This window comes from Pseudomonadota bacterium, from assembly GCA_030859565.1.
In the GTDB taxonomy this organism is placed as follows: Bacteria; Pseudomonadota; Gammaproteobacteria; order JACCXJ01; family JACCXJ01; genus USCg-Taylor.
The window spans coordinates 12,428-33,241 of sequence record JALZJW010000029.1; the positions used below are offsets into that span (position 1 = coordinate 12,428).

Sequence of the window (20,814 nt, forward strand, 5' to 3'; positions counted from 1 at the left end):
AGCTTCTTCCCAAAGGCTAATTCATCGTAGAATTTCAGTCTCATGATCATGTCCTCTCCGGATCGAACCGGCTTATACGACTTCTAGGTATCACCGCGGGTTTGGGATCCGCCTTATTAATTAATGGGTAGCGGCATGTTCAGCCATCGCGACGCCGGTATCGACCAATTGGTCGATTTCGAGCAGAATCACCATTTTGTCCCCGACTGCGGCGAGCCCTTTAACGAATTCGGTGCTCACCGAGGCGCCGAAATCGGGCGCCGCCTTGATCTGGTCAACCGTTACATTGTAGACATCTGACACGGCGTCCACGACGAATCCCATGGTACGTTCCCCGCCCGCGCCCTTGACCTTGAGCACCACCACCACGGTGGTATTACCATACGCGACCGCTTCCATATGAAACTTTTTCCGCAGATCGACGATGGGCACGATGGTGCCACGGAGATTGATGATGCCGCGAATGTACTCCGGCGTGTTGGGGATCTCCGTGGCCGTATCCCAGCCCTTGATCTCCTGCACACGGAGGATATCCACGCCGTATTCCGTTCCGGCGAGGATAAAGGTCAAATATTGACTCGCTGCTGTAGGCACAGGCTGGGTCGTCTCGTTTAACTGTTGCTCTAGATTCATGCTTCGCTCCTATGCGGCACTTAACACCGCTTCACGGGGATCGGTTCTAAATCCGACCGGTACGCGGCTCCTGGACAACTCCACCACCCCTGGGACATCGAGGATCAACGCCACCGTGCTATCGCCGAGTATCGTTGCCCCGGAAATACCCTGCACACGTGTATAGTTCGTCTCCACACTCTTGAGAACGACCTGCTGTTGCCCGAGCAGCTCATCGATATAGATACCCGCGCGTTGGCCATCGCCCTCGACGACCACCAGGATCCCGCTCTCGATCTGCAGGCTATCGGGAACCACGTTGAACACCTCATAAAGCCTAATAATCGGCAAGTATTCCGTGCGCAGCTTGTAGATCTCCCCCTTACCGGTGATCCGGCTGACGCACTTCGGAGCGACTTGGAGTGATTCCACGATCGAGACCAGCGGGATGATATAAATGTGCCGCCCGATCCGAACCAGTTGACCATCGAGGATCGCCAGCGTAAGCGGCAAGCGGATCGTAAAGGTCGATCCCAGGCCTTCTTCGGATTTGATTTCGATGCTCCCACCGAGATCCTTGATATTGCGTCTGACGACGTCCATGCCGACCCCGCGGCCCGAGATGTCCGTGATCATATCGGCAGTCGAGAATCCAGGCTGGAAGATAAGCTCGTGGATTTTATCCTCCGCGAGCGCCTCGTGCGCGCCGATAATCCCGTGCTCACGCGCGCGTTGCAGGATCTTCGCTTTGTTGAGCCCCGCGCCGTCGTCCGCGACCTCGATCACGATGTTTCCGCCTTCGTGATAAGCGTGGAGATGCAAGTGACCTGTCTCGTCTTTGCGGCGCGCCTTGCGTACCTCGGGGAGTTCTATTCCATGATCGAGTGAGTTCCTGACGAGATGCACGAGCGGGTCGCTGAGCTTTTCGAGGACCGTCTTGTCGATCTCGGTTTGCTCGCCCGAGACCGTGAGATCGATCTTCTTGCAAAGCTGCTGGCTCAGATCACGCACGAGACGCGGGAAACGATTAAACGAGAAGCTGATCGGCAGCATGCGAATCCTGAGCACGCTCTCTTGGAGCTCGCGCGTGTTACGGGCCAAACGGATCAGACCATCGCGGAGCTTATCGATCTTGCTGGCCGCGAAGTCCTCACCGATCTGGCTCAGCGTCGACTGCGTGATTACGAGCTCACCCACGATGTTGATAAGCGCATCGATCTTTTCGATGTTGACACGGATTGAAGATGCATGCCCCGCCGATGGATTTTTCCTACGCTCCACTACGGTATTACCTTCGTCCGCGCTCGGCGCTGGCCCAACTGCCGAGGTGGTGAGCCGATTAACCTCGGAATTAGAATCCGCGGATTGAATCGGAACAACCTTGCCGGTGGGTCGGGTATTCGCCTGCAAAGTATTCCGAGCAATCGGTGTTATTTCGAGGTCACAGTCGCTCTCTACCCACTCAAATATTTCCGCGATCTGCGCACGCGGTATCGCCCCGTGCAGCATGAGATCCCAGCCGAGGAAACACGCCTCGGGGTCAAGATCCTGGAAGCGCGGAAGCTTCGAGACATCGATCGACACATCTAGATCCCCGAGTAAGGACAGCTCCCTGAGCATCGGCAGCGGGTCATTCCCGGTCGTCAATAGGTGCCGATGGGGGCGAAACATGACGCGCCACCCGCGCGCGACATCGCCGGCGTCGGCAGCTTCGGTTTTTCTAGGAATGGGGCTCGCCGTGACGCGATTGCCGTTCTCGATCATCTCTTCCAATTGCTCCCGGAGCCTGCCGCCGCGTTCGGCGTCGTGGTCTGTGTTGTCCCTCACCGCCGCAAGCATGTTGCGTAGGAAGTCGACGGATCGTAGGAGTAAATCGACGCTACCTTGCGTGACCGGACACTCCTCTGACCTTACCTTATCCAACAGGGTTTCCATGACATGGGTAAATTCGGTTATCGCGGTGAACCCAAACATGCTACTACCACCCTTTATCGAGTGCGCTACCCGAAAGAGCGTGTTAATCGATTCAGGATCGGCATTCCCGGGGATCAAGGCTAGGAGCCCGGACTCCATCACTCCGAGTCCCTCGAAGCTCTCTTCAAAAAAGGTTTGGTGAAACTGGGATAAATCTACCGGCATAAAGAGTTCCCTGGCCCCGCTATTTTGACGCTCGAGGCTCGCTGCTGATTAGCTTGCTGGTCCCGCCGTGCCGTATGCCGTATTTGCCGCGAGCGCGCCCGAAGGCACACGCGCTAGGCGATCACCCGTCTGATAGTGGCGATGAGTTGATCGGGATTAAACGGTTTCACCATCCAGCCCGTGGCGCCTGCCACTTTACCTTCCGCCTTCTTTTCTGTAGACGATTCCGTGGTCAGCGTCAGGATGGGGGTGAACCGGTATCCGGGTAGCTTGCGCAACTCCTTGATGAGCGCGATTCCGTCCATATTGGGCATGTTGATGTCGGTCAATACAAGGTTGACGTTACCGCTCTGCGCCCGATTCAATGCGTCTACACCGTCGACGGCCTCGATGACGTCAAAGCCGGCGTTTCTCAAGGTGAACGACACCATGTCACGCACGGAACGCGAGTCATCGACCGCCAAGATCGTTAACACCGTTGCCATCTTGATTTTCTCCACGCGCTATGACGCGATTAATACGGAGCACCCCGCCTTTAGGCATCTCGATTATCGTTATTACGGAAAATTACTTTAATAGCCTAAATCTTATGCACCCGTGTGCCGTTCCAAAGACATCAGACATTTGCCAGGTGATTTGCCGTTCTCATAGGGTGGGCTAAGCGGCTCCCCGCAGTCCCCAATCCACTCCGGCACGGACGGTGTGGCGACCGCGCCGCGAGAAGGGATCCGCGGCCTACGTACCTTCGTCGAAATTCTGGCGAATGAAACGAGATTAACGCGCGACCCGTCAAGCTCACGAACGCGCCTGACTCGGGCCTGCGCGCCCTTATGGTTTACTAACTTATTGGTCTCTATGGAAGAAACGCCTGCCATGCCAGGCAACAGTTTACTGGATCACTCTTTGCTTCGTTCCGCCGAGTCAATGCCCTGAGAGGGTATCCTTGTCGAACCTTGTTTATAAAATCAAATGCTCAAAGGACTGAACAAAGTATGTGATCAACGGCAATCACGCGGCGAGATGCGCGATGGTTTCGGCGCAGCCTAGTTCCGTGCTACGCCACACGCCGCGGCCCGGAAATCGATCCCCGATCCGCGTCCTGGCTATAACCAGTGGCAAGGGCGGCGTGGGTAAAACCACCGTCGCCATCAACCTGGGCCTCGCTTTTGCCGCCCTCGGGAAGGCCGTGACCCTGCTCGACGCTGACCTCGGATTGGCCAACGTCGATGTTCTGCTGGATCTTAAACCGGTGTTAAACCTATCGCATGTCATCGAGGGTAGCTGCGGCATTGAGGATATTGTGCTGCGCGGCCCCTACGGAATTAACGTCATTCCAGCTTCCTCCGGGATCAGACGTATGACGGCGTTGAGCGCCACCGAACATGCCGGGCTGGTCAACGCATTCAGCGCGCTCGCTCACATCACCGATATACTGATTATTGATACAGCCACTGGGTTATCCGATAACGTCATACGATTTTGTACGGCATCCCAAGAGGTCATTATCGTTGTCTGTAATGATCCTAGCTCGGTAGCGGACGCCTACGCGATTATCAAGATATTAAATAACGATTACGGGCTATTCCGGTTTCGGGTACTCATGAACATGGCGCCCAGCGCCCAAGAAGGACAGGTGCTTTTCCAAAAGCTGGTAGTTATCACGGAACAGTTCCTCGACGTCGCTCTTGACCTCATCGGTACGGTCCCATACGACCATCGCATCACCAACCTGGCTCTCCACCGGCGCGCTCTCTATGAGGCGCATCCAGAAAGCGCCACCGCGGCGGCATTCAAGAATATTGCCATCCAATCCAATAAATGGCCCGCGCCGACAGCGGCAAGCGGCAAACTCGAGTTTTTTGTTGAACGACTTATTCAGTCTGGCCAGGCGGCCGGGGGAGGCAGGACATGAACCAATTGGCATCCCGGAAAACCGCTCAAGCACGCGCCAGCCAGCCATATGCTGATGATCTAATAACGCGGTACGCCCCGCTCGTTAAACGGATTGCGCATCACCTCATTAGTCGACTGCCGCCCAGCGTGCAAATCGATGATCTGATCCAAGCGGGAATGATCGGCTTGCTGGAAGCTTCGCGAAATTACGATCCTACGCAAGGAGCAAGCTTCGAGACCTACGCCGGGATCCGTATCCGTGGCTCGATGCTCGACGAAATCCGTAAAGGCGACTGGGCCCCCCGCTCGCTGCACCGCAAGGCTCGACAGGTGGCCAAAGCCGTACAAGAAATTGAAGCAGAGCAAGGGCGTGATGCGCGCGACTCGGAGGTGGCCGAGCGTCTAGGCATTACGCTCGATGAATACTATCAGATCCTCCATGATGCCACAGCGCACAAGGTATTCAGCTTCGAAGACGTGCCATTGAGAGTGGAGGGGACGACGGAAGGTTTGACGCAGAAATTTCCGATACCACATGAATACGCGGAGAACCAAGATTTCCTGCAAGCACTGGCGAACGCGATCACTGGCCTGCCTGAGAGAGAACGCTTAGTCATGTCTCTCTATTACGACGATGAACTCAATCTAAGAGAGGTTGGGGAAGTGTTGGGCGTAAGTGAATCACGCGTCTGTCAAATTCACGCTCAGGCATTGATCAGGTTGAGAGCTCGAATGAGTGAGTGCCTTAACGACGAGTAGATTTTAGGAGCCGCGATCGTCGGCGCGGTGCGTTAGGAGGTATGCATGAACAAAGACATGAAAATTCTGATAGTAGATGACTTTTCTACGATGAGGCGCATCATTAAGACGCTATTGCGAGAGCTTGGGTTTTCGAACACCCATGAGGCGAATGACGGTAATTGCGCGCTACCGTTGCTCCAAAGCGGCCGTTTTGACTTCGTGATCACCGATTGGAACATGCCTGGCATGAGCGGCCTTCATCTACTGAAAGCGATTCGGTCAGACACGCATCTAAGCGCTTTGCCGGTGCTCATGGTCACCGCCGAATCCAAGCGCGATCAGGTTGTTGAGGCGGCGCAGGTCGGCGTCAACGGCTATATCGTAAAACCCTTCACGGCGGATACGCTAAAAGAAAAGATTGAGAAAATATGGGGGACGCGTTAAGGCCTAAAACCAATTCGACAGCGTACTGGAAAGAAACTACGCCGTGAACAATAAGGCGCTTTTGAGTAAGGCACGTAGCCTTGTAACCGCGCTCGAACAGGGCAACGATGTAAAGGCGAATGGGATCTTGGAGAGGATCGCCGCGAGCCGCGAGGCCAATCTGTTCGTCGAGATCGGTAAACTCACGCGCGGGTTGCACAATGCAATGCTCACTATAAGGCTTGACGCGCGCTTGATCGGAATTACCAAGACTGACATCCCTGACGCCAAAGAGCGGCTAAACGCCGTTATCACAAAGACCGAGGAAGCAGCGCATCGAACCCTTAACGCCGTTGAAGAGTTGCTGCCCATCGTAGACACCATGGCGATCAACGCGGATAAGATCCTAGATCTTCATCGCCGCCAGACGCGCGAAACGACGCAATTCGATATCGCCGGTGCAGGCGATCATCCGTTCACGGATTTCATCGTTAAGGTCAAAGCCGACTCACAGAAACTGCACAAGAATCTCTCCGAAATCTTAATGGCACAGGATTTCCAGGACCTTACCGGGCAAGTCATACGTCGCGTCATTGAAGTCGTACAAGAAGTCGAGCGTAGTTTAGTGGATCTGATCCGAATATCGAGCACGCGGCGCAAGGCTCGTGTTAAAAAAAGCAACGGCTTACATGCCGCAGGACCCGCGTCCAGCATGGCGGGCGAGGAAAGCAAGGTTTCAACTCAAGACGAAGTGGATTCATTGCTTTCGAGCCTTGGCTTTTAGCTCCAGGCTGTAGGCTTGGCGGACAGCGAGAAACATACCTGGCCAGGCTTGTTTTCACTCAGCGCAAGCGTGTATCCGGAGAGTGCCGCTTGCTGACCGGCTTGGTAAAGGCCGATACCCAGTCCACTATATGATAATACAGGCTGCTTAAAAAGTTCATTGGCTCGGGCTGTAGCAATGGCGCTACCCTGATCGCACACCCTCAGACAAACACCCTCCGCCTCCGATTGAAGAATCACTGTGATCTCTATGCCAGTTTCCGCACGTCGTTTGACGTAGGCGTTTTCCAGCAAGTTGTCGATCACGCTATCGAACAAATCGGCTGGGATCGCCGTATGCGTGCTGATTGTTGCTCGAAACTGAACGCCGTTGTGCCCATGGCGGGCGGTTGCTTGGTGCCACCAGTCCGCCACATCGACGTGCTTCACACCCGCCTTCTCAGGCGTTTGAAGCTTGTCAAGCGCGCGCTGCAGGCGCTGAATGATAAGCGGCAGTTGCTTTTTTAGAATCAGTGTTGTCCGCGGCTGCGCGGGTACGGCTTGTTCATCGTCGTTATCATCGAGCTTCAGGGCACTTGTCAGCGTATACAGCGACTGCAGAAGATTCTTAATATCGTGCGCGACGCGCGCCCCAGTTTCATAAATAGCCTGGAGGTGAGTACGATTCGCGAGATCCAGCTCGCGGAGTTTCGCAAGGTGAAACTGGACCAACACCTCCACCAACAGCTTGCAATGTAGCAATAAGCCCGGCCCCATCGGCCGGCGCGCATACAAAATGACGCTCACGTCGCCGGCCCTAAACGTCGTGCTATGCTCCGACACACGCCCGATCTCGGCGCTCGCCGTCTTAGTTACCCAAGCGGCGCCTTTAAACCACGGTAAGCGGATGAGTTTGTTAATTGACACCTCGAAAAATTGGTCCGGGGACTGCTGCTGATCCGCTAATGTCGCCAGTTCCGCCAGCCATTGCTCGAAAGGAGTGCCGATATTCATCAGCGAACGCTCCCACAATTGGGCCAAACCGATGAATCCCATCCGTGGGGACAAGAGCCAACTGATGATAAAAAGAAAAAGCGCCAATCCGAGCAAGGATTGAAACAAGGCGACAGGATAATCGACTCCCCGATGGTAGGTAATCGCTATGCTCGCAACCGCAAGCATGGCTGTTATCAATGACGCGGTGATGGCCCTCAATAGATCGACGGAATACGAAGGTGCATCGCCTCCCGGATCGGGGGGCGCCATAAACACCCATGCGGGTACGGCGAGCAAGCCGTATTGAAACATCGTCGTCACGGCAGGCGGCAGTGCTTCAACGCGAAAAAGGTGAGGAACGCAGCCAATGAGCAGATCGGACACGAGGAAAAACAAGATAGGCATATAAACCAGGCGGCCGGAACGGCGATAGCCTGGAAGTCCGCTCATTAGCCCGATCAGCACTACGAACCAACAGAAAAATATCCAGCGATCCAACCAATACGCCAAACCGATCGAGACCAGCGAAAACAGCACCGTGTTTTTTAGATCAAACCGCTTTTCTAGCCGCCAGAACGGCTGCCAAATAAGGAAAACCCCCGCATGCGCCAATAACAGCGAGCGCGATTTCGAGCTGCCGAAATCCCACCACACGGCGAGATGGAGTAGAAACAGCATCGTCGAGAGAATGCGGTACTCGTTCTTGCGAGAGACATGTCTTGGGAATGCGGGCACGTGAAATTCGCGCGGCGTCAGGGGTAGAATAGAATTATAGGGTGAATGGCACTTACTTAAGGAGGGAGTCCAAAATTTCCGTCATTCCCGCGGAGGCGGGAATCCAGGAAGGTACACGAATGACTGGATTCCGGCTCGCCGCTTCGCTCCGGCCGGAATGACGGTTTTGCCGGAGTGCCGTTCAATTATAGGGTCGTTTGATTTATCAGCGTTCCGCACACAACCAGGATGCTGATTAGGTTAGCGCTCGAACATCCGAAATGCCTATGCTCGCAATCCTGACTATCGGCTTGTTTACGCTTCGCGAAGCGATTCAGAATCGACTCATTTCGCTCGTGCTAGCGGCCCTGATTTCGCTTTTCGGCCTCGCCGAATTTATCGGCGAAGTCGCGATCACGGAAAGCGCGGAAACCAAGGTCAGTATACTGAGCAGCGCGTTACGTTTCTTCGCCGTGCTCCTGACCAGCCTTTTCGTGACGATGAGCATGCTGCGCGAACAACACGAAAAGAGTTTAGATCTCGTGCTGTCTCTACCGATCTCGAGAGCAAGTTACTTCTTCGGCAGGCTTCTCGGCTTCTCCGGCGTCACGATAGTGGTCGCGACGCTGATCGGATTATGCCTACTGCTGTATTCGCCCTCCCATCGCGTCGTACCTTGGGTACTATCCCTCGCCTGTGAATTGTTCATCGTCGCGAGTGTCAGCATCGTCTGCCTATTCACCTTCCGGCAAGCCACGCTTGCCTTAAGCAGCGTAGTCGGTTTTTATGTCCTCGCCCGTACCATCGGGTCGATTCAGCTCATCGGTCACGGTCCGCTGGCCGATCCCTCAGCCCCATCGCAGCGGTTCATCAGTGGCGTGATCGACATCCTCGCCTTGCTGCTCCCCGATCTCGATCGCTACACCTCTAGCCAATGGCTCATCTACGGTGCCCCCGCTGGACCGGAGTTTGTCGCGATCATCGGACAAACAATGATTTACCTCGTGCTGCTCATCGGCGCGGGTCTGTTCGACTTGTACCGCAAGAACTTCTAGGATTCGGGTGTCATGGCGAGAGAACGTCCACTGCGTGAGGTGCCGGTGCCGGTATTTTTATCACTGTGTTGCGGCCTTGCCTTGCAGATCCTCTGGCAAACTGGACAGTCTCCCTCACAAGCGATCGCCCGCGCACTGCCGCCGCCTCCGCGGATCGACGTCTTTAAAGTTGCCAGTCTCGGGGAGCCGGAAGCACTCGGACGCGCGCTCATGCTCTGGCTACAGGCCTTCGATAACCAGCCGGGCATTAGTATCCCCTTCCGGGATTTGAACTATGGCCATGTCATCGGTTGGCTCGACGCGATTTTAACGCTTGCCCCGCGCTCCCAATACCCATTGCTAGCCGCGAGCCGGTTGTACGCCGAGGTTCCGGCGCCAGCTAAACAACGGCAGATGCTCGAATTCGTGTACCAGCGGTTTCTGGACGATCCCAACCGGCGCTGGCAGTGGCTCGCGCACGCCGCGGTGCTGGCTAAACACCGCCTCACCGACTTGCCACTGGCGTTGCGTTACGCCCAGGCAATCGCGAACCATGCCACCGGCAAGGGCGTGCCGCACTGGGCCAAGCAGATGCACATCTTCGTTCTCGAAGACATGGGCGAAATCGACACCGCTAAAGTCTTGCTCGGGGCCTTGCTCGACAGCGGCACGGTTACCGATCCAAGCGAGATTGCGTTCCTTACGAAGCGCTTGAAACAGATGGAGTCCCAGATCCAAGACAACGGAAAGAAATGATTTCGATCCGCAGTTATACCCGTGGGCGGTCATCCAAACGTCTGAAGGGTGCAGTCATCTCCCGTTGAAAACTCGACAACCCTGTTGAAGAAGCGACGATTCGTATGCTAATAGGGGATGCTGAATTATACTTCTACATATAAATATCAACAAGATATGAGCCTGGAACATACGCTGCATGCAAGCTTACCACCTCGTTCAACGGCAGGAGATGTTTATGGTCAACAAGGCAAAACAACAAGGTTTTACTCTGGTCGAAATAGCCATCGTGCTGGTTATTATCGGGCTTTTACTCGGTGGGATACTCAAAGGCCAAGAATTGGTGACCGCAGCACGCGTGCGGAACCTCGCGGATCAAGCATCCGGCGTGCAAGCCGCCTACTATGGGTTTCTGGATCGCTATCGTGCGGTGCCCGGGGATATGCTGCCAGGGAATACCTGTAATACCATCGGGAACACTGCGCCGAATTGTCCGGGCGCCGGTGTGGGCGGTAACGGGGACCAAGTGATCAACACCTTTCCCGAGGCGGCTGCCGCCTGGGGGCATCTCGCAGGAGCAGGATTCTTACAGGGCAGCTATCCAGGCGTCGCCGCCAACGCAGCCGCGTATACCGCAGCCGCCGCTCCCGCCGCACCGACCAATCCGTGGAACGGTTTTCTACTGCTCGGCACCAGCCCTGACTATGTCGCCGCGGGTCCCCCTCGCCTGGCCCTCATCACTGGTAACCAGGTGCCGGTCAATGTCATGCGCGAGTATGATGTGAAAGTGGACGATAGCTTCCCCGACAGCGGGATCTTGCGATCGGCGCTTCCGGTCGCAACGATATTTCCTACGGTCGGTGCCGAGGGCGCGCCCTCTTGTGTCGTCGGGGCAGTTCCGAACCTGATATGGAATATCCCTGCCGCCCCCGTCAATTGTAACGGGTATTATCTGTTTTAGAAAAAGTTCAAATCGACATTCCGAACCCGCCGCCCCGGCGGGTTTTTTATACTTAGTTGGCGCTTACCCACATTGACAAAACCGTGGAACGACTGGCAATCCGCTATCAGGGCCTGACGAAGCGGTTCGGGAAACAACCGGTCCTCCGGGACATCGAGCTAGGCGTCCGGGAAGGCGAATTCCTGGGACTGGTCGGCGTCAACGGCGCCGGTAAGACCACCCTAATCAAATGTCTCCTGGATCTCTGCGCCATCGATAGCGGATCGATCGAAATCTTCGGCCGCGCGCATGCGAGACCGGCAGCGCGCTCGCGGCTCGCGTTCTTACCCGAGCAGTTCATTCCGCCGAATTTCGCGACCGGCAATGAGTTTCTTCGCTATATGATGAGGCTGCACCATGTGCCATGGCAAATCGGTAAGATCGATGAGATCCTGACTCACCTCGACCTCGATCCCGCGGCGCTCCGCCAACCCGTACGGCAGCTTTCCAAAGGCACGGCGCAGAAACTCGGGCTGGCGGCGACCTTATTGAGCGGTAAGGAGTTGTTTATTCTGGATGAACCGATGAGCGGTCTCGATCCGAAAGCCCGTGCATTATTTAAACGCGATTTGCTGGTCCGCAAGGATCAGGGCCTGACATTGTTTTTCACCAGCCACATGCTTGCCGACATCAGTGCGCTTTGCGACCGAATGGCTGTATTACACCAGGGACAGATCCTTTACCAAGGCGCACCCGCGGCATTTTGCGAGCACTTCGACGCCACCGGCATAGAAGAAGCTTATCTGAACTGCGTCGGCGCAACGCCGTAAGGCCTCCTCCGTTTGCGCGTGGAACTCGCGGACTATACTAAAGTTGAAGCACAAATTGCCGCCAAGTAATCGACCTCTCCGCTTCATAACAATCTTCTCCACACGGAACCCAATGAGCCAGGCAGAAACTCCAATTTCCCCAGCGGTCGCTTTGCAAATCCTAGAATCTCTTCCCATCGGGATATTCGTCGCCGACGACAGCGGAACGATAATCTGGGCAAACGACGCTCTATGTTCACAACTCGCCGTCACGTACCAATCTACCATCGGAATATCCCGAGACGACCTGCCCGTGAACCGGATCCTCACCTTATTCAAAACGGTTGAGACCTATCAACTCCCTGCCACGCCCGGCCACACAGAACGTTGGTTGAATTTCATTGCCCGCCACGTGCAGATGGAACCCGGGCGGGCGTTCGAAGTGGCTTGCGTCATCGATGTCACCCACTATGAGATCGTTCGAAAACGCAAGCATTTAAACTTAATCTCTGCGGCGCTGAACGAAACTGATCCGGATACCGGATTGCTTACGCAACAATCGGTGATGGCGCAGTTGGTCTCCGAGGTATCGAGAAGCCGGCGCTATAACAACGCCTTAGCGGTTTTTATGATTAATCTGGGCCAGCCAACACCTAACAAATCAAACGCCAAATCCGGCCGCACAACAGCGCTAATTCAGACCGCCCGCTTTCTTAAGGAAAGGCTTCGCTGGGTAGACATCATTGGCCACTGGGAAGGCAACAGCATACTCGTGGTTTTGCCTGAGACCAGTCTCGAATCGGCGACGCAACTTGCTGGAAAACTACGCGCGGAGATGGATAAATCCAGCCTCCTAGAATGGGATCGTGACCCCGCGGCCGAAGGCTTGGCGATAAATTTGGGCGTCACGGCGTGGAAAAAAGGTGACGATGCCGTCAGCCTAACTAACCGAGCCTCTAACATAGTAATCGGGGATCCCCCACACGGCGCCGCAACAGTCAGTGTGTTTTAGTCGGCTTCGACAGTCTCGAATTCGTGGGTAATGTCAGCTGTCTTCCCGAGCATTGTCGAGGCCGAGCAGTACTTCTCCGCCGACAGCCGAATAGCTCGCTCAACTTGCTGCGGCAATAAACCTTTACCACGCACCAAGAAACGCACGTGGATCGAAGTAAATACCTGTGGAGGGCTATCTGCGCGCTTGGCTTCGATCTCGACTCGACAATCCCTAACGTCTTGCCGAGCCTTCCGTAGTATTGATACCACATCGTAGGCCGTGCAGCCTCCCATGCCCAGTAACACCATCTCCATTGGCCGAATGCCGACATTTCGGCCGCCGGCCTCCGGCGGGCCGTCCATCACGACTGTGTGGCCGCTGCCAGATTCGGCCACGAACAAGGCGTCTCCCGCCCATCTTATAACCGCACGCATGGCGCTTTCCGGGATAATTGTGCCTAAAACCGTTTTACGCGGTTACACCCTTACACGCCCCTTGCTAAACAACCTTCGAGCGTATCGTTCTATACCGTGAGGTAACCCTTGTCGATTCTTGTTCCCATTAAACGCACCAGTGATCCACTGATAGAAGAGTTTCTAGGCCACTGCCGCCGCGCGCAGTATTCCGCCAAAGCGCTCATCATAACACGCGGGGATCCGGCCGACGAACTACTGTACGTTATCAAGGGGTCTGTAACCGTTATACTGGAGGATGATCGTGGGCACGAAATCGTTCTCGCTTATCTGAATTCCGGCCAGTTCTTCGGGGAAACCGGGCTTTTCGTCGAGAACATAAAGCGGACCGCTTTTGTCCGGGCGAGAACAAAATGCGAAGTAGCGCATGTCAGCTACGACCGCCTGCGTAATTTTCCCGCGATTTACGCTCACATCGTACCCTTGCTGGCGACGCAAATAGCCACGCGGCTCTTGAAAACTAACCGCAAGGTACGAGATCTGGCTTTTCTGGATGTTTCGGGCCGCATCGCTAGGACCTTGTTAGACCTTTGCAAGGAACCCGATGCGATGACGCATCCCGATGGGATGCAGATCAGTGTTACGCGTCAAGAACTGGGCCGTATCGTCGGCTGTTCACGGGAGGTTGTCGGACGGGTATTAAAGATTTTCACACAACAGGATCTTATTCAGGTGAAAGGGAAGACGATCGTGGTCTGCGGCGTGCGATAAACGGTCTGGGAACCTGCGCGCGGCTATAGGGTTCAACGCTTCGGTCACTTACCTCGGGAATGACCCAATAACTTTGAACAGACGGACGAGAGGAAGAATTGTTGCGTTTCGATGCCGTACTGAGCGGGGTCCACCGCACGCACGATCGACAAGGGATTACCCGATTGATCCGTCGCCTGTTTGAAAAGATCGACAATCGAATACGATTTGTAATGTGACTTGTCCGATCCCAGCATGACCATGATCCGGGGCCGAAGCTGGCGCACGCGGTTTTGGCTGATCACGACCCCGACCTCGCCCGTGGTGAGCTCGACGAGGGTTCCGGTCGGGTAAACCCCGAGCGTTTGAATGAACTGCTCTACAAGTTCGCCTTGAAAGCGCGTATTGCGCTGCCGGTAAAGCTGCTGGAGCGCTGCGTGCGGGGAAATCGCGGGGGCATGTAGCCGGTCGCTCGTGCATGCATCAAACCACTCGGCGATTGCCACCATTCGGGCAAACACCGGGATTGCCGGCCCCTGCAACCTGTTCGGATAACCACCCCCATCAAACCACTCGTGGCGGCAGGCAATGATGTCGATCACCTGCTTGGCGACGCCGGGGGTTTTGCTCAAAAGCGCTACGGCCGATTCCACATGGCGCCTGACGAGGCTAATCTCCTCCTCCGACAGATGGTTCGAACTCATTAGCAGGTCCGATGGGAGATTTGCGGTGCCTATGTTGTTCAGCAACGCACCGAGGCCCAGGTTGGAGATCTCGCCCGACGAGAATCCCAAATGGCGTCCCATGGCTACCGCTAGCGCGCTCGTGTCAACGTGGTGATAATGGGTATAGGCATTCTTGTCTTTCATGAGCCGAAGCCACATCGCGCTGTCCGGGTTTCGCAGGATACTTTCCATCATTCCGCGCACCGCTGCTTTTACGGCAACGATGTGGATCGCCTTTCCGTATTTTACGTCCTCCAGGAACTCGCTTAACGATTCGCGTAGTTCGCGCCGCACACCGTGTGCGCCGCTATATTCGTCTTCGAGCGTCGTCCGGTCTTCGTAAAACGTGGGATTCGCGGGCCGAAATTCCACTACGCCACCGAAGGTCCCTCCTGGCGGCGGAATACGGCCTGGCGCAGGCACCGAGGTAATAGGGGGAGCTAGCGGTGACCCACCAGGCGATAGCAGCCGATCGAGCACAACATTCTGGGCGCGTTTGGCCCGTGCTCGCTCGGGATCGCTCGTGATCGCCTCGCGCACCTTATCAGTCCTGATGAATACGTACTGACAGTGTTGTTGCAGAAGACTTATTGTCGTTTGGTCTTGAATCCACACACCTTCGATCGGGAAAGGCGTCCCCAGCCACGGACGGTCGAGCCGGGAGACGAACATGTTGAGCTGCAGGTCTTGAGTGCTGATTTTTGATTCCATCGCGGCACAGCCCAGTGCGTGACGAGATAAGCGTTAAAATCGCAATGAAGTGAAATGTAAGCTTGACCTCTGTGTATCGGATGCTAACCCTATTACTTGAACTGGGGGAGAACGCCTTGTCTACACCTTACTCCCGCGGCAGCGCACGCGCCTCTTGGTGAAATTTCGATGGTACGGCCGCGATCGATGCGCGTACCCCGAGCGGATCGCTGGGATCGACGCCTTCCATGAACGGTTTGCGTCGATTGATATTGGTCGTTTGGTAAACCTTGCCGATCCAGTTATTTATCACGGCCTCCGCCGTGTCGTGCCAGGTATTGTCGACATAAGGAACGACAAGGTGTTCCGGCATTTGGGGAATCGGAGCGGCTCGCGCCCGCGCCAGTTTGACCTCTTCGCAATATTCCTCAAGGATCGCCTGGGTCATCGGCGTGAGATAGTTCACCGGGAAGGGCGGGTATTCATCGACATCAGCACTCGCGAAACGCAGCACTTCGCGTTTGTATTCTTTCAACAAGCTGACGGTGTCGTATTCGGGATGGCCTTGAAAGAACACGATACGGAAACCGTCCTCACTCACCGCGATATGCACACCCGCCTCAGCGCTCTCGACGAGCGCGAAGAGCCCTGCGGATTCAAACTGCTCGCGACCGATCTCGTTGAAGCGCGAGTGCGGCACGTCGAAGCGCGTATTGACGCCGGCAATGAGCGGGTGCCGGCCGTCCGTGATGTAATGGGAATACACACCCCAGCGCTTGGATTTCAAACGCCGACGCTTCTTGCCGTGACGGAACTGCAGAACAGCGTGGGTGGCAAGGCAGGAACACAGGATTGAGGTCACGTTTTCATATGCCCAATCGATGATCGCAATCAAGGGCTGCCAAAAAGGTTCTAGCGCGAGGTCCGGTTGCGTCACGTTGGCGCCGGTGATGATGAGCGCATCGAGCCCGGCTGCCTTGATATCGTCAAAGGTCTCGTAATACCGTGCGATGTGAGCACGGGCATCGGGCCCGCGTGTTAGCTCCTCGATCGTAAACGGGTGAACATAGAACTGTGCGATCTGGTTGCTTTCCCCGACCAGCCGTAAAAACTGCCGCTCGGTAGCTTCTAGCGCTTTGTCCGGCATCATATTGAGCAGCCCGATGTGCAGCTCGCGGATGTCTTGATGCAGAGCGATGTCGTTTGGGATCACCGTCTCGCCTTCCTGCCGCAAGTCCGCGAACGCCGGCAGGTTCGAATTTGCAACGAGGGGCATGACCCGTCTTCCTTTCCAACCGCTTAGGACTCGCGGGCGATCACGGTCTCGACGAGGTGGAGAAAATCGGCCTCGCTTTGGATCTGAGCGATCTCCGCCGTCGTGACGGTGTAGCAGTACCTTTCGGCGATCGCCTGATACCGAGGGATGCGCGCATAGAATAACCTGGGGAAAATCCAGCGCACGAATTCATCCGGATCGATGAGCGCGACGTAAGCGAGTTTGCGTTCCCGCTTGAACACAGCGAGCTGCTCATCCAGAAAGACATTCCGGTAATACAGTGGTTTTGGATCTTCAGCGGCGCGCCGGATCAATGCCTGCTCGTCAACTTCGGTCGCCTCGATATACAGCACCACCGTATGTTTGGCGAGGGTATCCAGCACCTCGTGATCATCGAGCTCGCACACGCTGCCGCCCGCATCGTTGACGAAATGCCGGTAGCCGTAAATCTCCTTCGCCTTGCGAAGAAATTCGGGCACATCCTTCATCGCCGCAATTTCCGCTTCGTGGTGGAGAGCTTGACGACGCTTAAACTCGGTGAGTCCCAAGCCACCCGCCTCGGGGTTTCCGAGCTTCCCAAGGAAGGTGGAGACGGGTTTTAGATTTTCCACCGTGATATTGTTGCAGATGTAGATAGAGTCCGCGCGCAGCAGTTCCCGCAAGAACGGAATCTGCATGGCTTGCTGCTTGATATTGTCGAGGATCGCTTCGCCCAAATACCGGGTACCAATGCGATAATCACCGGAATAGTGGAACCAATGACTGCTTCTGAGGATATTCGCGAGATGCGTCTTGCCGACACCAGACATGCCGAGAAGCGTGACGCTCTTGTTCTCCCAAGCTCTGAATTGATCGACGTTCAGTTTCACCCGCTTCTAGCGTCTACTCAATTGACTGGAATCGCTGCTTGAAGCGATGTAGGTAAGCTCTTTGGACCGGCAAAGCTACGATCACGAGCAGCCAAAGAATTACAACGGCAAAAAGTCATCTGAGTACGCTCCCTCCTGCTTCGGAAGAATCGTCATCGTAAGCCTAGGAAACATTCGCGCACCGCGCAAGCACCCGGGGTGTTTCGGTCGGATTGTGTGATCTCGCTGCTATGCGGCATGGGTTTCAATAAACCGGTTCCAATTCTCTTGCCGCAGCTCTACGGGGGCCGCGTCGTGTTCGGGGCAATCGAACCGCAAGTGGCGCTCGCCAAACGCCGCGTTTACAAAGGCGCAATGATGCGGAGTATCCGGATCGTCGTACACACTCGGGCGGAAATGCCGGCAGGTCACACACATGCGAGAAATTGGGACCTCGCCCCGCTCCTGCAAGGCGTGGATCATCTTGATCAGCCCGCGACAAAATACCTCTTGTTCCACCGGCGACAGTTCATCGACGGCACCGATCAAAAAATCCGGCCAATGGGCCGTGCGTTCCGCCTCGGCGCGTCCCTTGGGCGTTAACTGAACCAGCAGCGCCCGCTGGTCAGTCGCCGCTCGCCCTTTGCTGACCAGTCCCTTGCGTACTAACGCGGTTACCGCCTCGCTTGCCGTCGGGGCGCTTATCGCTAGCGCCCTAGAAATAGAAAACAGTCTCCACTCACCCGTCCCCTTGGCGTGTAGAAGCGCAAGGATCGCCCCCTGCGTCGGCGTCAGGCCCTGGCTCCCGGCGTCCTTCCACGCATGGCTTTTAATAGCAAGCCCAATCTTCGCCAAGCCCGATATCAAACGCTGGTTCATCGGGTCGCTGATCCCATCGAAAATCGTCGCCGCCATAGGTAATTTCCTTAGGAGTCCTTATTAGTACACCGGTAAACCGGTATGCTGTCAAGGGCAAAAGCGAGTGTAAGCAAATTTCCGCGCGAATATAGGCACCGCGTTGCGTGCTGCCGCCTCTCTGAAAATCTTTCCGCACGGGCTTTGTAGTAAGATGGGTTTGTCCCGCCCTGGTAGCTCAGGTGGATAGAGCGTCCGCCTCCTAAGCGGGAGGTCGCCGGTTCGAGTCCGGCCCAGGGCACCACTATAATCATATAGTTATAATGATATTATATCAATTCTTATGATCGCAACGATCGCAAAAATATCCATTTTATTCAATGAGGTTCCACGATGCTCAATTATGAAAAGCGATCAGATTGCGATCGTTTCGGTAGCCTCTAGACTAGGCGCGCCGAAGGTAGGTTTCGCTCATAAGTTAGGGTACTTAAGCCCTGGTTGAAAACTGATTCCAAATGCAGGTTCAGGCGTCGGTTCCGGGTCCTATCGCGTTGAGGGTGGGGGGCACGGCGGGCGTTACTTGCAAGAAAGGGCCGACGGCGTTGTTGATTGCCTCGAGAATTATCGAGAGCCGACCCCTCGAGGAGCGCCGCTACAATGGCTCCATCACATGGTATGCGCACATGGCCACCTTACGGGTCGAGATGTCATCCACCGATTCCGACATTCGAAGCGACGAGCGCGAATCCAACCATTGGGTATGGCCTTGGCATAATGGATATACGCCCGCATGCGTGCATCGAGCGGTGCATACGCGCGGGCCACATACACGTTTGGATCCAGGGCGCTTGCATAGGCCATGGGATTCTTATACGGCCAGCGCGCCGATGTTAGCCAGAAGAGATCGCGGTCGATCACAGCAATCAGGTAATCACGCTCGAAGCGTTGCTGCCTATCCAGTTTGGCGGGATCGAACTCCAACGCCCCCTTGCGATTCGACCCTAGGCGTTCGGCCTCCTTTGCCAGCCCGGCACGGCTCCAATCGGGCAGCTTGCCGTCGAACTCGTGCCGGCCAGCGCGCACAGCGAAGTCGGGGTGGGCGACGAAGTAATTCTCCACGAAGTGATCGACGAACCTATCCCAATCCAAAGCACGGGTTTCCGCTAGGCTTCGTTGATAGACGGCAACAAATGCAAATGCCACCAGGCATAGGGCCACCTTTCCAGGGCAGCCAAGAGCTCTACTCAGCATAGGCGCTTACCGGAACGACATCGACAACATTTTGTCGATATGCGCTGCCCCGACAGGGGCCACTTTTTCGGGGCGCAGTCCCCGAAAAAGTGTAGTTCCTTATCCTAGTTGAACTCATTCAGCCCACTTGAAGTCAATCTCGGCGCGCTTGCTCGTGGAACGATGGACCCGAGGTCATGCAACCTAGCGACCGGGATCTTCACTGGGTCAAAGCACTTGCAACCGCCGAGTAACCAAGGTGTGGGGACAAACACCGTGATCCTTCTCCTCAGCGCTTACAAACGAACGTAGTGCTGTGGTGGGTCGGGGTTGACCTTGATGCGCTTAACGTGGTCGAACAGTGGGTGCGCAAGCCGGCGCTCGGCAACCTGTTTCGCCCCGGCAAAATTGGGAATTCGGCCACGAGTGGAAACGGGAAACGCCCAGTGCAGCTTTCCACCAGCATATCCCAAACCGCCTGTCGGGCTTGATGTTTGTCTGCATAGGACGCGCGCATAATTCCAGGGCAAGGAAGAGCTGGGGTGCAGCGCAGTGAATGTTAAGCTCTAGAACGGATAGGCCCGGCGATAGTGTTTCTGGGAGCCGCAGTGGTGGTTTGGGCGCAAGATCAATTCGCGGAAGAACCACGATTTGAGGTGAGGGGCGCTAACATAGCAGGAGCGCATCTTCAAGGCGATGGGAATATCCACCGCGACCGGCGCAGGGCTCTGGCAATTTCACCACCCCCCAAAAAGCTCCGGCACAAGGCAAAGCGTGGAGCCCCCCCGACCCCAAGGCTTCCTCCGTGCGCGAGCAAGGATGGCACAAACCACGCTCTCGATCCGTCGCGGCCCGGGGCGGAGCCCGATCCATTCCAAGCGCCCCGCATGCGCAACGGTCGCCCTTAGATCGGCGAGCGTCTGGTATGCCTTACGCACGGGATGTCATCCGGAAGGCACTTCTCCCGCATCAACCGGCCTTAAGGGCTCGTTCGACGGCTGGGGGGAAAGTGTCGAGGACATCGCCTTCCATTCGCAGGCTCACCGACGGATGCCCATCATGCTCGGTCGCCCCGCGATTTATGATCACATAGGGGAGCCCGTGCTGGGCAGCGAGCAAAGGAAGCGAGGCGGCCGGATACACGGACAGCGTGGAGCCGAGCGCGATGACGAGATCGGCTTTTTTCGTTGCCGTGATCGCTTCCTCCAGATCCTGCTCGCGAAGGCTTTGTCCAA

The 20,814-nt window shown here is 55.9% G+C and carries 21 protein-coding genes and 1 tRNA gene; 11 read left to right on the forward strand and 11 right to left on the reverse strand.

Translation table 11 applies throughout. The features are described from left to right. Window positions 1–120 precede the first annotated feature (120 nt). The 3 genes from M3436_06290 to M3436_06300 form a co-directional block, all read right to left on the reverse strand. Window positions 121–633, reverse strand: coding sequence for a chemotaxis protein CheW (locus tag M3436_06290; protein ID MDQ3563747.1), 513 nt, complete (start codon window positions 631–633; stop codon window positions 121–123). Window positions 634–642: 9 nt separating this feature from the next. Further along, window positions 643–2,751 carry a chemotaxis protein CheA gene (locus tag M3436_06295; GenBank protein ID MDQ3563748.1) on the reverse strand — a complete coding sequence of 703 codons (2,109 nt, stop codon included), beginning with the start codon at window positions 2,749–2,751 and terminating at the stop codon, window positions 643–645. A gap of 113 nt (window positions 2,752–2,864) precedes the next feature. Beyond that, the gene (locus M3436_06300; protein MDQ3563749.1) at window positions 2,865–3,236 is read right to left on the reverse strand and encodes a response regulator; all 372 of its coding nucleotides are present in this window, start codon (window positions 3,234–3,236) and stop codon (window positions 2,865–2,867) included. A 542-nt stretch (window positions 3,237–3,778) separates the two neighbouring features. Here M3436_06300 and M3436_06305 point away from each other — a divergent pair. The 4 genes from M3436_06305 (at window position 3,779) to M3436_06320 (ending at window position 6,592) form a co-directional block, all read left to right on the forward strand. Continuing rightward, a complete protein-coding gene (locus tag M3436_06305) occupies window positions 3,779–4,663 on the forward strand; it encodes a MinD/ParA family protein (protein ID MDQ3563750.1) in 885 nt (294 codons plus the stop codon). After that, window positions 4,660–5,403 (forward strand): RNA polymerase sigma factor FliA, encoded by a 744-nt coding sequence (locus tag M3436_06310; protein MDQ3563751.1) that lies wholly within the window; start codon window positions 4,660–4,662, stop codon window positions 5,401–5,403. The genes M3436_06305 and M3436_06310 overlap by 4 nt, the downstream gene beginning before the upstream one ends. A 45-nt stretch (window positions 5,404–5,448) precedes the next feature. Next, window positions 5,449–5,829, forward strand: a complete 381-nt coding sequence (locus M3436_06315; GenBank protein ID MDQ3563752.1) for a chemotaxis response regulator CheY — start codon at window positions 5,449–5,451, stop codon at window positions 5,827–5,829. A 61-nt stretch (window positions 5,830–5,890) separates the two neighbouring features. Next, complete coding sequence (locus M3436_06320; GenBank protein MDQ3563753.1) at window positions 5,891–6,592, forward strand: protein phosphatase CheZ; 702 nt, start codon at window positions 5,891–5,893, stop codon at window positions 6,590–6,592. On the opposite strand, the gene M3436_06325 is transcribed toward M3436_06320, so the two are convergent. After that, on the reverse strand, window positions 6,589–8,244 hold the full coding sequence (locus M3436_06325) for a HAMP domain-containing histidine kinase (GenBank protein MDQ3563754.1): 1,656 nt from the start codon (window positions 8,242–8,244) through the stop codon (window positions 6,589–6,591). The genes M3436_06320 and M3436_06325 overlap by 4 nt on opposite strands. A gap of 317 nt (window positions 8,245–8,561) precedes the next feature. On the opposite strand from M3436_06325, the gene M3436_06330 reads away from it, so the two are divergent. The 5 genes from M3436_06330 to M3436_06350 all read left to right on the forward strand — a co-directional run bounded on the left by M3436_06330 (window position 8,562) and on the right by M3436_06350 (window position 12,810). After that, window positions 8,562–9,335, forward strand: coding sequence for an ABC transporter permease (locus tag M3436_06330; protein MDQ3563755.1), 774 nt, complete (start codon window positions 8,562–8,564; stop codon window positions 9,333–9,335). Between the two features lie 12 nt (window positions 9,336–9,347). Further along, window positions 9,348–10,070 carry a hypothetical protein gene (locus tag M3436_06335; GenBank protein MDQ3563756.1) on the forward strand — a complete coding sequence of 241 codons (723 nt, stop codon included), beginning with the start codon at window positions 9,348–9,350 and terminating at the stop codon, window positions 10,068–10,070. 217 nt (window positions 10,071–10,287) lie between these two features. Continuing rightward, window positions 10,288–11,010, forward strand: a complete 723-nt coding sequence (locus M3436_06340) for a prepilin-type N-terminal cleavage/methylation domain-containing protein (GenBank protein MDQ3563757.1) — start codon at window positions 10,288–10,290, stop codon at window positions 11,008–11,010. An 83-nt stretch (window positions 11,011–11,093) separates the two neighbouring features. Then, entirely contained in the window at window positions 11,094–11,819 is a 726-nt protein-coding gene (locus M3436_06345) for an ABC transporter ATP-binding protein (GenBank protein MDQ3563758.1), read from the forward strand. A gap of 112 nt (window positions 11,820–11,931) precedes the next feature. Then, window positions 11,932–12,810 carry a diguanylate cyclase gene (locus M3436_06350; protein ID MDQ3563759.1) on the forward strand — a complete coding sequence of 293 codons (879 nt, stop codon included), beginning with the start codon at window positions 11,932–11,934 and terminating at the stop codon, window positions 12,808–12,810. On the opposite strand, the gene M3436_06355 is transcribed toward M3436_06350, so the two are convergent. Further along, on the reverse strand, window positions 12,807–13,226 hold the full coding sequence (locus M3436_06355; GenBank protein ID MDQ3563760.1) for an OsmC family protein: 420 nt from the start codon (window positions 13,224–13,226) through the stop codon (window positions 12,807–12,809). The two genes, M3436_06350 and M3436_06355, sit on opposite strands and share 4 nt — an antisense overlap. 108 nt (window positions 13,227–13,334) lie before the next feature. On the opposite strand from M3436_06355, the gene crp reads away from it, so the two are divergent. Next, complete coding sequence (gene crp, locus M3436_06360; GenBank protein MDQ3563761.1) at window positions 13,335–13,976, forward strand: cAMP-activated global transcriptional regulator CRP; 642 nt, start codon at window positions 13,335–13,337, stop codon at window positions 13,974–13,976. Window positions 13,977–14,020: 44 nt separating this feature from the next. On the opposite strand, the gene M3436_06365 is transcribed toward crp, so the two are convergent. The 4 genes from M3436_06365 to M3436_06380 form a co-directional block, all read right to left on the reverse strand. Next, the gene (locus M3436_06365; protein MDQ3563762.1) at window positions 14,021–15,391 is read right to left on the reverse strand and encodes a DUF3391 domain-containing protein; all 1,371 of its coding nucleotides are present in this window, start codon (window positions 15,389–15,391) and stop codon (window positions 14,021–14,023) included. A gap of 127 nt (window positions 15,392–15,518) precedes the next feature. After that, window positions 15,519–16,646: a homoserine O-succinyltransferase gene (locus M3436_06370; protein ID MDQ3563763.1), complete on the reverse strand. Its 1,128-nt coding sequence runs from the start codon at window positions 16,644–16,646 to the stop codon at window positions 15,519–15,521. A gap of 23 nt (window positions 16,647–16,669) precedes the next feature. Then, the gene (locus M3436_06375; GenBank protein MDQ3563764.1) at window positions 16,670–17,515 is read right to left on the reverse strand and encodes an ATPase; all 846 of its coding nucleotides are present in this window, start codon (window positions 17,513–17,515) and stop codon (window positions 16,670–16,672) included. Window positions 17,516–17,743: 228 nt separating this feature from the next. Continuing rightward, window positions 17,744–18,409, reverse strand: a complete 666-nt coding sequence (locus M3436_06380; GenBank protein ID MDQ3563765.1) for a MarR family winged helix-turn-helix transcriptional regulator — start codon at window positions 18,407–18,409, stop codon at window positions 17,744–17,746. 167 nt (window positions 18,410–18,576) lie between these two features. On the opposite strand from M3436_06380, the gene M3436_06385 reads away from it, so the two are divergent. Beyond that, a tRNA-Arg gene (locus tag M3436_06385) sits at window positions 18,577–18,653 on the forward strand. A gap of 362 nt (window positions 18,654–19,015) precedes the next feature. On the opposite strand, the gene M3436_06390 is transcribed toward M3436_06385, so the two are convergent. Then, entirely contained in the window at window positions 19,016–19,552 is a 537-nt protein-coding gene (locus M3436_06390) for a DUF885 domain-containing protein (GenBank protein MDQ3563766.1), read from the reverse strand. Between the two features lie 996 nt (window positions 19,553–20,548). Then, a partial coding sequence (locus M3436_06395; GenBank protein ID MDQ3563767.1) for a hypothetical protein occupies window positions 20,549–20,814 on the reverse strand: 266 nt, incomplete at its 5' end.

What these genes read in the sequence shown, in the direction of transcription:
- M3436_06290 (MDQ3563747.1), bottom strand. Translation starts at nt 633, where the DNA reads ATGAATCTAGAGCAACAGTTAAACGAGACGACCCAGCCTGTGCCTACA.
- M3436_06295 (MDQ3563748.1), bottom strand. Translation starts at nt 2,751, where the DNA reads ATGCCGGTAGATTTATCCCAGTTTCACCAAACCTTTTTTGAAGAGAGC.
- M3436_06300 (MDQ3563749.1), bottom strand. Translation starts at nt 3,236, where the DNA reads ATGGCAACGGTGTTAACGATCTTGGCGGTCGATGACTCGCGTTCCGTG.
- M3436_06305 (MDQ3563750.1), top strand. Translation starts at nt 3,779, where the DNA reads ATGGTTTCGGCGCAGCCTAGTTCCGTGCTACGCCACACGCCGCGGCCC.
- M3436_06310 (MDQ3563751.1), top strand. Translation starts at nt 4,660, where the DNA reads ATGAACCAATTGGCATCCCGGAAAACCGCTCAAGCACGCGCCAGCCAG.
- M3436_06315 (MDQ3563752.1), top strand. Translation starts at nt 5,449, where the DNA reads ATGAACAAAGACATGAAAATTCTGATAGTAGATGACTTTTCTACGATG.
- M3436_06325 (MDQ3563754.1), bottom strand. Translation starts at nt 8,244, where the DNA reads ATGCTGTTTCTACTCCATCTCGCCGTGTGGTGGGATTTCGGCAGCTCG.
- M3436_06330 (MDQ3563755.1), top strand. Translation starts at nt 8,562, where the DNA reads ATGCCTATGCTCGCAATCCTGACTATCGGCTTGTTTACGCTTCGCGAA.
- M3436_06335 (MDQ3563756.1), top strand. Translation starts at nt 9,348, where the DNA reads ATGGCGAGAGAACGTCCACTGCGTGAGGTGCCGGTGCCGGTATTTTTA.
- M3436_06340 (MDQ3563757.1), top strand. Translation starts at nt 10,288, where the DNA reads ATGGTCAACAAGGCAAAACAACAAGGTTTTACTCTGGTCGAAATAGCC.
- M3436_06350 (MDQ3563759.1), top strand. Translation starts at nt 11,932, where the DNA reads ATGAGCCAGGCAGAAACTCCAATTTCCCCAGCGGTCGCTTTGCAAATC.
- M3436_06355 (MDQ3563760.1), bottom strand. Translation starts at nt 13,226, where the DNA reads ATGCGTGCGGTTATAAGATGGGCGGGAGACGCCTTGTTCGTGGCCGAA.
- M3436_06365 (MDQ3563762.1), bottom strand. Translation starts at nt 15,391, where the DNA reads ATGGAATCAAAAATCAGCACTCAAGACCTGCAGCTCAACATGTTCGTC.
- M3436_06370 (MDQ3563763.1), bottom strand. Translation starts at nt 16,646, where the DNA reads ATGCCCCTCGTTGCAAATTCGAACCTGCCGGCGTTCGCGGACTTGCGG.
- M3436_06380 (MDQ3563765.1), bottom strand. Translation starts at nt 18,409, where the DNA reads ATGGCGGCGACGATTTTCGATGGGATCAGCGACCCGATGAACCAGCGT.